This is a genomic window from Belliella aquatica, from assembly GCF_014637795.1.
Lineage (GTDB): Bacteria > Bacteroidota > Bacteroidia > Cytophagales > Cyclobacteriaceae > Belliella > Belliella aquatica.
The window spans coordinates 17,629-31,264 of the sequence record NZ_BMFD01000025.1 but is presented as its reverse complement, the minus strand read 5'-3'; the positions used below and the strand labels follow the sequence as shown (position 1 = coordinate 31,264).

Here is a 13,636-nt window from a genome sequence, read left to right as displayed (position 1 = left end):
TGTTTTTCAGCTTTTACTAATGCTTTAGATGGGTTGAATTTTGGAATGGACTGATCATTAATATACCCGGTCTTTGAATACAAGTATTTTCCCTTTGACAATACTGTGATAAAAAATCGATTATTCGCTTCAATTTGTTCCTTGATAGTGCTTTCACCGTGAGCAATGATGGTTATCTGTCCGTTTTGGTAATGATTGTTGACGAATTCCTGAATTTCGTAATCAACTCTGGTACAGCTTTCCGTACAGATCAAGAGGCAAAAATGTTGTTCTACTATCTTCTTGCTGGCAAAACAACCCTTTAGCTTATTTTGAAGGGATTGCTTACCAAAGGAAATAATTCTGGTAGGTTGAAATCTCTCCACCAAAAGTTGCAGAAATGCATTGAGCTGTGCTTTTCTATCCTGGTCAGTGTTTTTGAGTTGAATTTCCATGACTTTCTCTGTTTATTGCGAAAGCCAAATTGGGCTAAAGGACTGGGATAAAATATTCTAAAACAGCATATTCTAGTTGATATTAGGGATAAATTATTCAGTCCCACTTCACCCTTTCATTATAGCTGCGATGGCCTCAAATTATTCAGGTTAAGCTTGTTTTAGGTGGTCAAGGACCTAGATTAAGTATGGTTGGAAAGTGGTAAGTGTTCATTTTTCTTTGTTTAATTAAGTATTTAAAAATAAATTTGAGAAAGACATTCGTCAGAAATCATTAAATTAGCTCTTGATATTATCCGCAATGTTGCAAGTAATTAATTTGAGTACTTGATCTAGAGCGGATAATCGTTATTTAGTTATTAGATGACAAGTTATCAGTGAGTCAATTGATTTAAAACACATGATTTCAAATGGCTACTAGTAAGAAAGCGGATATCGATATTAGCTTTATATAAAATTATACTATGAAGGAAAGCATTCATCACGGCAGAAACATCAAGCGCTTTAGAGAGATGATGGGCATCAAGCAAGAGGTTTTGGCTTTTGAGCTTGGTGAAGACTGGACTCAAAAAAAGGTCAGCCTGCTTGAGCAAAAAGAAGAAATTGAAGAGGAACTGCTTCGTCAGGTTGCTGAGGTTCTTAAAATTCCTGCTGAGGCGATTAAGAATTTTAATGAGGAAAAGGCTGTAAATATTATTTCGAATTCATTTACTTCTCACGACAATGCAACTGGCTTAATTTATAATAACAATCCAACTTTTAACCCCATAGATAAGTTGATTGAAGTATTTGAAGAAAACAAAAAGTTATACGAACGCTTGCTGGAATCTGAAAAAGAGAAAGTTGAGCTTTTGAAAAAGATGCTTGAAAAATAAGTTAATTGACCTTTCTGTAAATCAGGAAGGTTTTTTTAATTGTAGTAAGGTGCTTTAAGGACTAAATAAATGCCAATTATACTTTTTTGCATATAAAAGGTAGTCAAAGGATTTTTTTTATATCTAAAAGCATATGATGACAAGGTTTTCATCTTTCGTTAAGGAATTAGATTGTACTTATACTTTTAATTTATTTCAATTTATTTTTGAGTGAATTAATTCAATCTAAAATTGAGTAGAGTTTGATTATAGTGAGAGAAAATAATAGAGGTATATAGATTATTTCCTCTTACTTTTTTGCTTGATCAAAAAAGTAACAAAAAAATCAAGTTGGGAAAATCCTTCAACCCGCAAATGGCCACCGCCCCCCGGTTCCCCAACGTGCCCGCCCGCATTAGACGTATTTATTGAAATTGATTGTTTCACCCTAAAAGTTATTTATGCTGAATCCTTTTTAAAAGTAGTCTCACTTAGGGACGTCCTTGAGAGATCACAGTAGTTGTGAATACGGTTTGAAAAAATGATCCATCAACAGGTTTAAGAACCTAGGAAGAATGGGTTAAAAAAATGATGAATGATTAATGTAGAATTATAAATTTTGAAGTTTTAAATTTAATTAGGAATTGGAAGGGATATTGATTCCGATTCTTATGGAAAGGGTTATTTATTGAGAATCATCAATCCTTCAATTTCCAAATCACGGAGCTTCATTCCAGCTTGGATAAATTCATCTGCCTGAATATGCTTCTTGAATTCATAGATAAGCTTAAGTAATAGCTTCGCTTTCTGTATCCTTTCACCTGGAAAAGGGTTTAAATTGGCCTGTATGATCTTTTTGAGCTTGATTTCAATCTGCTCCTCCCTCCTTTCCAGTTCCGCTAAAATTTCAAAAACATCCATTGTCTATATTATTAACATTTATAAGTCAATAATATAATCAAAATATTTTTATTGGCAAATTAGATTTTATTAAAATCAGTGAGAATCTAAATACTAATCCAATGAAGACTTCTGCTCTCTCAAAAATACCCTGTTATGGGTATTTTATTCAAACGATAATGTACCTAGTTTTAAATTTCCATTTAAAAAAATAGCCATGCAGTTTAGAGAGCAAATCAAAATTCTTTCGATAATGTTATTATTCTTACTTTTTAATAGTTGTGCTATTTTAGATAAATACTCTTTTGACGCAGCAGTAATAGATTTAAGTATTTTTGAAAAAGAGGGTATGTTCGTCACAACAGGAGATATTTCTAGGAATTACAAATCTGCTTCTATTGTGATAGTAGACTGTTATCAAGGCTATGTACCAAAAGAAGATGTTAAAATAAAAAAGTCCAAGTCTTCCAACTCAGGATATGATGATCTTTATGGTAGTAAAAGTACTTCATTTGATAAAATAAAAGATTTTAATTTTAAAGGTTGCGAGATCAACGATCTATTTGAGGAAATTATCTATCAAGCAAAAGGGACGGATGCTAATGGAATTATCAAGCTCGAAATAAGAAATATTTCCAAAAGCAGTGTCGATGGAAAATCAACTGTTCCGGGAATTCAGGTGATTGGTTTGGCCATCAACATTGAAGATTAATATTTTAACCAATTGCTAAAATTCAATTCTTAAATGTTTTTAGAAAGATTGTTCATTACCTCATTTTTTAATTTTAAGTCAATTCCAGTCAAATTTGCATCAAAAAACTAAAGTCCTAGCACATTTTTATTGCAAATCCGACCAAAAACAAGCAAATTGTTGAATCAAATTTTTCAACGCTAATTCGGGAAAATGAACCACAAATTTCTTAAACCAAGGCAAGCCTTAAACAAAGCTTTTTTAAAAGTTAAACCCGTTAGAACCCAGATTGAGGTCTTTAAGGAGAATTTAATCAGACTATTTGACCAAATCAATGAATCCGAATCAGAGGAGTTTCATAAGAACCTCGTATCTGACTTTCTTAAAAGAACGTACTACGAACCAGATTTTTCTATCAATACCAAGGGTAGAAATGACATGGTTATCCATAACGGAAAAGATGCCAAAAGTCCTGTTGGGGTGATCTTGGAAACCAAGAAACCTACCAACAAAGCGGAAATGCTTTCTCTTTCCCCCGAAGCTAAAGCAATCAAAAGCCTCAATGTCAAATCTTTTCAGGAATTGATCTTATATTTCTTAAGGGAAAGAATCACGCAAAACAACCTTGAAGTCAAACACCTTGTGGTAACCAATATCTATGAATGGTTTGTGTTTGATGCGGCAGTTTTTGAAAAAGCTTTTGTGCAGAACAAGACTTTGGTGAAGGATTTCAAGGCTTTTGAAGAAGGTAGGTTATCGGGAAATACTACGGATTTTTTCTACAAGGAAATTGCATCCCGTGAGATCAATAATCTGGAAGGTGAATTACCTTTCACGTATTTTGACTTAAGGAATTATGATAAACCGCTTAGAAATGCGGACAAAAAAGATGATGTAAAGCTGATTGCACTTTTCAAGTTGCTTTCACCAGAACACATGCTTAAGCTGCCTTTTTCCAATGACAGCAATAACCTTGACAAGCGGTTTTACAGTGAGCTGTTACATATTATCGGCCTGACAGAAACCAAAGAAGGTGGTAAAAAGCTGATTGGTAGAAATAAGGAAGGTGAGAGAAATACTGGGAGTATTCTGGAAGATGCGATTATTCAATTGGATAGTTTGGATAAAATCAGCCGATTATCGCAGCCATCTCAGTTTGGGAAGACCCATCAAGAGCGACTTTTCAATGTGGCCCTTGAGCTTTCGATCACTTGGATCAATAGGATTCTGTTTCTTAAGTTGTTGGAAGCGCAACTCTTTACTTATCACAAAGGAGACAAGTCTTACTCCTTTCTAAGTCTTGACAAAATCAAAAACTATGATGATCTAAACAGCCTTTTCTTCCAAGTGTTGGCCAGAAAATTTGAGGATAGAAACCCTGATGTCAAGGCACTTTTCGAAAAAGTCCCTTATCTCAATTCATCGCTTTTTGAGCCAACTGATATTGAGCATTCAACTTTATTTATCAGTAATCTGAGGGATGATAAATTGATTCCGATCATTTCTTCCACTGTACTGAAAAACGAGCAGGGGAAGAAAAGAACAGGCAAACTGTCTACCCTCGAATACCTCTTTGAGTTTTTGAATGCTTATGATTTCAGTTCCGAAGGTTCAGAAGATATTCAGGAGGATAACAAAACGCTGATCAATGCTTCTGTTCTAGGATTGATTTTCGAGAAGATAAATGGCTACAAGGATGGATCTTTCTTTACTCCGGGTTTCATTACCATGTATATGTGTAGGGAGACGATTCGGAGGGCTGTGGTTCAGAAGTTCAAAGAATCAGGATTTAAAATTTCAGAAGGTTTAGAGCTTTCAGATAGTTTAGATCAAATCTATGATCAAATAGAAGATCGGAAACAAGCCAATGAAATCGTCAACAGCATCAAAATCTGTGATCCTGCCGTGGGTTCTGGACACTTTTTGGTATCTGCTCTCAATGAAATGATTGCGGTAAAAAATGACTTGAAAATCCTACAAGACCGAAATGGCAAGCGGTTGAAAGAATATCAGGTAGAAGTAGTCAATGATGAACTGATCGTGACTGATGAAGAGGGTGAGCTCTTTGAATACAATCCATCTAACAAAGAAAGCCAACGCATCCAAGAAACTCTGTTCCATGAAAAGCAGACGATCATAGAAAACTGTCTTTTTGGAGTAGACATCAATCCCAATTCGGTGAAGATTTGTCGATTGAGGTTATGGATTGAGTTGCTGAAAAATGCTTATTACAAGAATGCGACGGAGCTTGAAACCCTTCCCAACATCGATATCAATATCAAATGTGGGAATTCCCTTGTAAGTCGATTTGCTATCAATGCGGATCTGAGTGAGGCACTGAAGAAAAGTAAGTTCTCGATAGACAGCTATCGCATGGCGGTGACTACTTATCGAAATGCCCAAAACAAAGAGGAAAAGCGAGAAATGGAGCGACTGATCGCTGAGATCAAATCAGATTTCCGATCAGAGATTGCCAACAATGATCCTAAGATCAAAAAGAAAGCAAAGCTCGGAGGAGAACTCTATAATCTTACTATGCAAACAGGCCTATTCGAGGTATCGGCAAAGGAGAAAAAGGAAAGGAAAAAGAAGGTAGAAAAGATAGAAGCCGAGCTGGAAAAGCTTTCTACCGAGATCGACGAGATCAAGAACAATAAGATTTATGAAAATGCCTTTGAATGGAGGTTTGAGTTTCCTGAAGTGCTAAATGAAACAGGAGATTTTGTGGGTTTTGATGTGGTGATAGGGAATCCGCCTTATTTAAGAATAAGAGACGATTCTGATCAATTTAGAAAATATTATTTTGACAACTACAAAGTCTCTGAAAACCAGTTAGACTTATATCATTTATTTATAGAAAGGTCATATGAAATTTCTAATAATCAAAGCATACATTCATTGATAGTCCCTAACGCATTTTTAGCTAATCAAAACAACATTAAATTAAGACAATTTATATTAAGTAATTTCTCAATAAATCGGATTATAGAAGTAAAGGATGATGTCTTTGAAGAAGCATCTGTTGAAGTGTTAATTTTCATCTTTAATAAACCTAGGGTACCTTTATTAAGTGATTATTTCTTTGTTGAAAAAGGGAGTTTTTCATATGTTAACAAATTTGATTCTTTGGGTTTTTATAATACACCTAATAACAATTTTACCATCACTGTTGATGTGGTTCGCCATGAAATAATCACAAAAATTTTAAATAAGTCAGTGAAATTATCTGAATTATTTAGTACAATTTCAGGAATAAAATAATATCAAGTTGGTAAAGGGAAACCAAGCCAAACGATTGAGCAAGTAAAAGGAAAAGTTTTTAATGCTAGAAATAAAATTGACGAAACCTACCTTCCTGAATTAAGAGGTAAAAATCTTTCAAAATATTCATTTAATTGGGAAAATGAATATATAAGCTATGGTGTTTGGTTAGCTGAACCTAGAGTTCCTGAATTTTTTGAAGGGGATAAAATTTTAATTAGACAAATCCCTGGAAAAACATCTTTAATGGCATCACTTGTCAAAGATACATTTGTTGTTGACCAAACAGCATATATCGCTAAGCCGAAAGAAGAATTAGATATGTATTTTTACTTGGGCATTCTAAACTCTAAGTTATTGTTTTGGTATTTTCAAAACATAAATAACGAGTTCGATCAATTATTTCCAAAAATAAAAGTAAAGGAATTTAATTCTTTACCTATTCCTGAAACAAAATTTACTCAGAAACAAATTTCAGAAATTGTAGCCACAATTCTTGAGGAAAAATCAAAAAATAAAAATGTGAATACATCTTTTGAAGAAAACCAAATCGATCAATTGGCTTATGAACTTTATGGGTTGACGGAGGAGGAGATTAGGATTGTGGAAGGGGGTGATGGGTGAGAAAGAAAGAAATAGTTTCAACCATAATTATGGAATACCCAAATCAAGAAATATTGATATACCAAGGAGAATTTCATTTTGGTACTCATCTTTTTAATGGAAAAATCTTTGTCAAATGGGTTCCAAGGCATCAATTAAGATTTGAAATCCTTGATTGCTCTGATTTGAAGGCAATATTTGATAAAAATGAAATATCAATTACAATTGGGAGTCAAAACAAAAAGGTGAAATTTTTTATAGAAAATAAATTTTATGGCGAAACTATTAACATTAAAGGAAGCATTAATGAAAAATTAATTTTTACTCAAAGTAAGAAAAAGATAAAATACATAGACTTTAATCTAGTTAATTTTAGAGAATATTTTGGGTTATCATACCAGAAAAGTCCTAAAGGTTCAAGGTTAGGACATATAAGTTTTATTTCTACTGATCACTCAATAGAGATTCAAAACATTCTTGATGAAAAAAGCAAAAAAGCAATTAAGAGCGAAGGAGGTTATATTATCTCTAACAATTGCAGGATAAAGTTCAACAAAGTCACTCCACTAAATAGAGTCAATTTCATTGTTAAGAGGCTTAAAATATTTTTATCTTTTTTAAATGGTCGGAGAGTTGCACCACTATTTCTGAAAGCATATTCAAGTGATGAAAAAATAATTTGGGAAGACTATTCACCATACATTACTGATCATCATAAATATGTTCAATCCTGGTTACCTTTCCGCTTTGATGATGAATTTTGCTCACTATGGAATAAATTTTTAAATGTCACGGAAACTGAAAGTGATTTTGAAAAAATGGATTTTGTGATCCATTGGTATTTAGAAGCTTTAAATAACTCTGGTTACACTAACGGCTCGATCATTTTTTTACAAAACAGCTTTGAAACTCTATATAGTTGGCTAGTTTTAGAGAAAGGAGAAATTAAAGCTTTTGGTGAATCTGACAAAGAAAAAAATTACGCAAGTAATAAAATTAGAAGTCTTCTCTTTCATTTCAGTTTATCAACAGAATTCCCTAAGGAATACAGAAAAACTTTCAAAGAATTCGATCTAAATAAGTCTGAAGATTTTGCCTATGTATTTCCTTTAATAAGAAATGCATATGTTCATTATTCAGAATCTAAAAAGAAAGATTTGGAAAAACTCAAAGGTAAAACATGGCCTTTACTGAATACTGGAATATTTTATTTAGAGGTTCTTTTACTCAGGATTATAGGTTACAAAGGAATAATTAGATCTAGAATTAAAGGTTCTGCATATCCTGCTGAAAATCAAGTTTCAATATTCAATCTTTCAAAAGAATTGGCTGTAAAATAATCGTATGATTACTATGTAATATTGATGTGAATTATTAAATCCAATCCAATTAAATGAATAAAATCATGTAAAAGAATAACCACTAGGTTTTAGTTTTGAATAACTCCTCTAAAGCCTCAATTTTCATTGAGAATTGATTTATGGCTATTTCTTCTCCTTTTGTAACACCTTTTATGTTACGACCGCATTCAGTGCAATAAGCTAAATCCGGTGAGCTTTGATGACCTTTATCACAAATGAATTTTTCTTTCGAACCCAACATTCCTTTTACTGCCTCAATTTTGCCAGTATCAGGTAAAGTGGTTAGTAGATTCAAAATATTTACCATTTTAGTATAATCATCAGCTGTATAAAAACTCTTTTTGGCTTCAAGAATTGCTATAGCATAATGAATTTTTCCTGATTCAATTAAATCTATCGTTAGGGAAGGGGAAAACATCTCACATTCAACAATTAATTGTGAAATAATTTCAGGGTTTGAAGCATACATTCCATAAAGTGTATTCTCAACTAATTCTGGAGTGCTCTGTCTCAGCAATACAGTTAGATAACCTTTATAAATTTTTAATTGGTCTGAGTATGGGTAATCCTTAACCAGTTTAAAATATGATTCTACCAAATTTGGAATAAGATCTTCTAATGAATTCTCAATTAAAAATTCCCAGTCACTGCTACCTAGAGTTTGATTTTGATCTACTTTTAGTTTGGTGGCAATCTTTCTAGACATCACATCAAGTTCATCTGATGTAAAAGACGAATTATTCTCCTTTAATAAATCAACTTTCTTTAGAAGTTTCAATTTCACGGCAGTACCAGATACAGAGATCATAAACATTGATTTACCACCCCCTGAAATCTCATCAAAATCTATTCTTACTCCAATGATTCCATTAGCATTAATAGTTGATGCTTTATTTTTCAACTTATCAATAGCCACTTTGTAAATTTTTTCGAGTTTGCTTTGATATATTTCGGAGTTCCCTCCAAAAAAGTCAGTAAACGATGCTCCTATATCTGAAAAGAAGTTTGTGCCTAAGACAACATTTGTAGAAATCAATTCAAAATACTTTTCAATTTCATAACCTTCAAGTCTTTCAGTTGAGGAAACTAGAATTGCTGATCTCATTATTTAAAATTATTTGATGTACCTAAAAATACTTATTGATTTTGGATATTTATCAAGTTTGACCTAATTTCTATTGAAAAGAAAAGTTTTATTCTGAATTCTTAAATTTCATATCTAAATCAGATAAAAGTTTTCATATTGAAAACTTTTATCTATCTTCAACCGTTGTAAAAATATAAACCATTGAAAAACATCATTGCCTTAAGAAATCTGGTAAAATTCTATGAAAAGCATCCCGATGCTAAAGCCAGTCTTGAAACATGGATATCCATTACAAAAGGAGCTGATTGGCAAAAGTCATTGGATGTTGTCAAAGACTTTCCCGATGCTGATCCGGTCAAAAACAATCGTGTGGTATTTAATATTGCAAGAAATAAATACCGGCTAATCGTGCAGATTAGTTATGTAAGGCAGTGGGTATTTATCAAATTTATTGGCACACATGCCGAATATGATAAAGTTGATGCAAATACAGTTGACCAGTTTTAAATCGTAAAATCAAATCGTAGATATGAAATGGGATAAAATCATCACCACGGAGCAGGAATATGAAAATGCTTTAAAGAGACTTTCTTCAATATTTGATACCAATCCAGATAGTCCTGAAGGAATGGAAGCAGAGCTCTTAGTCACGCTGATAGAAAAATATGAAAAAGAGCACTACCCTATCGCTTTACCTGAGCCTATCACTGCTATCACAGAAGCCATGGAAATGAAAGGGCTGAAAGACAAAGACTTGATCTCTGCTATTGGCAGTAAGACTACAGTAAGCCTAGTACTCAACCGTAAACGAGCTTTGACTATCGATATGATTAGAAACCTTCACGAGCTTTTAGGATTGCCAGTAGAGGTTTTGATACAACCTTATAAACTCAATAGCAGTCAGGAAATGGTGAAATAATTTATATGTTAATTCGAGTTGCACATATCGTCAAGGAGACCTTTACCAATCAAGCTGGACATGATTTTTATCTCCATCTTAAAGAGGTATTGAAAAAAGGTGAAACCATTGAAGTTTCTTTTAAAGACGCATCTGCGCCTTCTTCATCATTTTTAAACTCTTCTTTTGGAGCTCTAATTGAAGAAATTGGCTTGCAAGAATTTCTAAGTTTGGTCAAACCTAGAGAGCTGACACCAACGCAAGCGCAAATGCTAAAGCATTATATTCAAGGATTTAAATCAGATAGTACTAAACATTAAAATAAGAGGGCGAAGCCTCTTATTTATTTGATATTCCTTTTTTTACTCCATTGATATGGTTTTAGTTCTTAAAACTTGAAAATTTTCTTAATTTGAGTTTTTTAAATCAGTCCTAATAAATATGACACGCATGTTAGCCATAGTATTAATTATTTTTGGAGTTGTTGCCATAGGTTCAGGAATTTGGATGCTTGGTCAAGAGAACTCTTCTACAATAGATCAGAAAAGTCTTGAAAATGCGATTGCAGCTGCGATAAAGGATTCGAATTTTACTTCAAAAGAAGAAAATCTTATTCGAGATACAGCCCTTCAAGAAGGCAGAGATCCTGAACCCATTATTAAAAAAATCAAAGAAGATCTGAAAGCATCAATAGATGAACCTGAGACTGAGTTGATCGATGTAAATGTCAAAGCGGGATTAGATTTTGAAAAGTTCATCGTCATGAAGTTCAATAAGGACTACTTTGTCATCAAACAATGGGCAGGAGATAAATATGTTGAAGGCAGGTATGCAGAAACTACCTTAGACCCTGACTTACAATTGGAGTTAAAATTAGGAAATAAACGCTTCCCTGTTGCTGTAGAATGTAAATGGAGAAGTAATGTAAAAGGAGATTTTATTCGCTTTGCTAATGATGGGCAATTGGAGCGATATCAGGCATTTGAAACTCGGACTAAGATGCCAACCTTTATTGCCTTAGGTGTTGGTGGAAGTCCTTCCTCCCCCGAAGCCCTTTATATTATCCCTGTTTCAGCTTTCAAAAAACCTATTCAGCATATGGCTAATATCAGTAAATATTGGAAGCCAATGGACAATGATTTTTTCTTTGATCAAGAGAAGGGGGAGTTGAGGTGATTTAGGATGAAAATGAATCTCAGAACTTTAATATATAAGTTATCAAATTGAGCAATTATATGAATTCAATCATAAAAACTCTGGCGTTTGTATTTAGCATATTAATATTCTTAGCAACAGTTTTTGAATTGCAGTATTCTTTACTCCTAGGTCCATTATTTGATGTACTGGCATTGTTAGTTATTTTTTTTTAGGATTGATTTTCTCAATCGTATTCATTTTTTTAAATGGGGTCAAGAAATTAGTTTCATATGCACCTATCATTATCATACTAATTTCATTTGCATTTTTCCTATTTCCCAAAAACAGTTTAAGTCACCAACTCCATTACAATCTGAATAAATCTAGATTAGAAAAAATAGAAAATCTTAGCTTAGAGAGCGGTATTCATGAAATGTCTGACTTTCTAAGATATTCAAAAAGGATTGATGAAAGTTATATAGGGGACAGTAAAAAGCTTTCAACCAAAACTCAAATTAAAGCAGCATTTGGGGATTATATGGAGGAAAATAATATATCAATAGATGATATTTTAAAAATTCAGCAAAATATGATTAAAGCTGATATCATTTCACTTCACAGAGATGAGGAATTTTTGGTATTAACAATTGATGGTTTTATCGACAATGAATATGGATACATCAAATCCTATAAAGGGGATATTAAGTTAGGGGATGGAATACCTCCATTCGGCTTTATTGTCGTACGAATTATTGAATTAAAAAATGGGTGGTATTTTTATTATTCCACTTAAACCCCAAAATCATTCAGATTCCAGCTTGATTACAGTCTTTATGTTATTTCTGTAAATAATAAGAGAATCGGATCCCGCTGCCTTTTGGATGAAGTCTCCGACATTTACATTTTTATCGAATATTGTAAAGTAATCCTCAAACACTGGGAATATTTTATTGGAGAGAAATACTAATGCTGTTCCACGGTTAGGCACATAAAAAATGAATTTACCTTTAATTTCAGCTTCATTTGAAAATGGAGGCAAGATCATCATTAACAGAATATTCATTAAAAATAATCCAACAAAGAGTGCCATAATCAATCTCTGATTTCTTCTTTTTCTCCTTTCCTTTTCTTCTTCGCGTTTTTGATCCATCATGGTTATTTCACATTTAGTAAATTCAACTCATACCTCACAGATCTACCTGCTCCTGACTGGATCAGAAGTCCATTTTCGTGAAGGTATTGCAGGTCTCTTGTTGCTGTGGCTTTGGAAACCTGAGTGATGGACATGTATTTTTTAGCACTCATTCCACCTTGGAAACCTTCTGGCCCTGCTTCAAACATTCTTTCAATAACTTTGGTCTGTCTGTCGTCCATGTAGTTTTTATATTTATCAAAGTACTTCACTTTCCCTAAAAGAAATTCTACCAAAGCTTTTGAATCCCGTTGGGCGGTGATGATTACTTTAATAAAGTAGGCTATCCAATCGGTAATTTCCAAGCCCCTTTGCGCATCTTTTAAAGCTTGGTAATACGCATTTTTATCCGCTTCAATGATTTTAGAAATACTCAATAAGACTGGTTTTCCCAGACATTGTGATAATGCTTTTTCTGCAAGCGCTCTTCCGATTCTTCCGTTACCATCTTCAAATGGGTGAATGGATTCAAAATAAAGATGCACAATGGCTGATTTCAACAAAGCTGAACCAATAGCATTGATTTGGGGAAAGTTAGCCTGGTTATACCAGTTAACCATCAATTCCATTTCTTTGGCGATCTTATCTGATGGGGGAGCTTCAAAGTGGACTAATTCTCTTCCCAAGGATCCAGAAACCACCTGCATGGGTTCGTTTCCTTCTCTCCAATCGCCCACAAGTAAATTCTTAGCATGAACAAAGAGGATTTTGTGCCAATTTTTTAGCATTTCTGTACTCAGAGGCTCTTGAAAGCTAGTTCTTACCTCAACCATCAACTCAGCGATCCCAGCCGAATAGCGATCCTTTACTCTAGCAGGTGTTTTGTTTAGTCCAAGTTTGTTCTTGATAGAAGACATGACATCCTCCCGGCTATAAAACTCACCCTCAATGGCAGAGGATTTTATGGCTTCAGAAACCATGATATTGATGACCGTTTCTTCCTCTAAATCTGTAGAGAGTCCTTTTTCCATCCCACTCAATTCAGCCCATTCCAAGGAAAATTCTAGAAATAAAGGCTGTAAGATCTCCAAATCATACTGGAAATTTGGCCAATTTTGATGTTGCCAGTTGTAGGTCATGAGCCAATTATTTTAATAAATCGGCTCAAATATAGCAAAATTTTGAGCCGATTAAAAGGGTTAATCGGCTCAGAGTTGTTTTATTCCGTATCGGAATATGGAATAATTTCTTCTCTATTTTCATGAAATGAAGCATAGA

The 13,636-nt window shown here is 33.5% G+C and carries 13 protein-coding genes and 1 pseudogene; 9 read left to right on the top strand and 5 right to left on the bottom strand.

What is annotated here, in order from left to right; translation table 11 throughout:
* Positions 1 to 434 (bottom strand): hypothetical protein (locus IEV57_RS18545; RefSeq protein ID WP_188444534.1); only part of this gene is annotated, 434 nt, incomplete at its 3' end.
* Between the two features lie 464 nt (positions 435 to 898).
* Between IEV57_RS18545 and IEV57_RS18540 the strand changes: the two genes are divergently transcribed.
* Positions 899 to 1,309 carry a helix-turn-helix domain-containing protein gene (locus tag IEV57_RS18540; protein WP_188444533.1) on the top strand — a complete coding sequence of 137 codons (411 nt, stop codon included), beginning with the start codon at positions 899 to 901 and terminating at the stop codon, positions 1,307 to 1,309.
* Positions 1,310 to 1,969: 660 nt separating this feature from the next.
* On the opposite strand, the gene IEV57_RS18535 is transcribed toward IEV57_RS18540, so the two are convergent.
* Positions 1,970 to 2,209: a hypothetical protein gene (locus IEV57_RS18535; RefSeq protein ID WP_188444532.1), complete on the bottom strand. Its 240-nt coding sequence runs from the start codon at positions 2,207 to 2,209 to the stop codon at positions 1,970 to 1,972.
* 232 nt (positions 2,210 to 2,441) lie between these two features.
* Between IEV57_RS18535 and IEV57_RS18530 the strand changes: the two genes are divergently transcribed.
* From IEV57_RS18530 to IEV57_RS18520, 3 genes and pseudogenes are all read left to right on the top strand, one after another.
* On the top strand, positions 2,442 to 2,900 hold the full coding sequence (locus IEV57_RS18530) for a hypothetical protein (protein ID WP_188444531.1): 459 nt from the start codon (positions 2,442 to 2,444) through the stop codon (positions 2,898 to 2,900).
* 192 nt (positions 2,901 to 3,092) lie between these two features.
* Positions 3,093 to 6,764, top strand: a pseudogene (locus tag IEV57_RS18525) (type IIG restriction enzyme/methyltransferase).
* Positions 6,765 to 6,793: 29 nt separating this feature from the next.
* Positions 6,794 to 8,083, top strand: a complete 1,290-nt coding sequence (locus tag IEV57_RS18520) for a YopA family protein (protein ID WP_076497533.1) — start codon at positions 6,794 to 6,796, stop codon at positions 8,081 to 8,083.
* Between the two features lie 82 nt (positions 8,084 to 8,165).
* Here the strand turns inward: IEV57_RS18520 and IEV57_RS18515 are convergent, their stop codons facing one another.
* Positions 8,166 to 9,209 (bottom strand): YbjQ family protein, encoded by a 1,044-nt coding sequence (locus IEV57_RS18515; protein ID WP_188444530.1) that lies wholly within the window; start codon positions 9,207 to 9,209, stop codon positions 8,166 to 8,168.
* Between the two features lie 183 nt (positions 9,210 to 9,392).
* Here IEV57_RS18515 and IEV57_RS18510 point away from each other — a divergent pair, with 183 nt between their 5' ends.
* The 5 genes from IEV57_RS18510 to IEV57_RS18490 all read left to right on the top strand — a co-directional run bounded on the left by IEV57_RS18510 (position 9,393) and on the right by IEV57_RS18490 (position 12,019).
* A complete protein-coding gene (locus IEV57_RS18510; protein ID WP_188444529.1) occupies positions 9,393 to 9,698 on the top strand; it encodes a type II toxin-antitoxin system HigB family toxin in 306 nt (101 codons plus the stop codon).
* Positions 9,699 to 9,720: 22 nt separating this feature from the next.
* The gene (locus IEV57_RS18505) at positions 9,721 to 10,110 is read left to right on the top strand and encodes a helix-turn-helix domain-containing protein (protein ID WP_188444528.1); all 390 of its coding nucleotides are present in this window, start codon (positions 9,721 to 9,723) and stop codon (positions 10,108 to 10,110) included.
* A gap of 5 nt (positions 10,111 to 10,115) precedes the next feature.
* Positions 10,116 to 10,409 (top strand): STAS-like domain-containing protein, encoded by a 294-nt coding sequence (locus IEV57_RS18500; protein WP_188444527.1) that lies wholly within the window; start codon positions 10,116 to 10,118, stop codon positions 10,407 to 10,409.
* A 130-nt stretch (positions 10,410 to 10,539) separates the two neighbouring features.
* Complete coding sequence (locus IEV57_RS18495; RefSeq protein ID WP_188444526.1) at positions 10,540 to 11,265, top strand: hypothetical protein; 726 nt, start codon at positions 10,540 to 10,542, stop codon at positions 11,263 to 11,265.
* 394 nt (positions 11,266 to 11,659) lie between these two features.
* Positions 11,660 to 12,019 carry a hypothetical protein gene (locus tag IEV57_RS18490; protein WP_188444525.1) on the top strand — a complete coding sequence of 120 codons (360 nt, stop codon included), beginning with the start codon at positions 11,660 to 11,662 and terminating at the stop codon, positions 12,017 to 12,019.
* A gap of 9 nt (positions 12,020 to 12,028) precedes the next feature.
* On the opposite strand, the gene IEV57_RS18485 is transcribed toward IEV57_RS18490, so the two are convergent.
* Together IEV57_RS18485 and IEV57_RS18480 are read right to left on the bottom strand one after the other, a co-directional pair.
* A complete protein-coding gene (locus IEV57_RS18485) occupies positions 12,029 to 12,379 on the bottom strand; it encodes a hypothetical protein (RefSeq protein ID WP_188444524.1) in 351 nt (116 codons plus the stop codon).
* Between the two features lie 2 nt (positions 12,380 to 12,381).
* Entirely contained in the window at positions 12,382 to 13,497 is a 1,116-nt protein-coding gene (locus IEV57_RS18480) for a Fic family protein (protein WP_188444523.1), read from the bottom strand.
* Between the last annotated feature and the right edge of the window lie 139 nt (positions 13,498 to 13,636).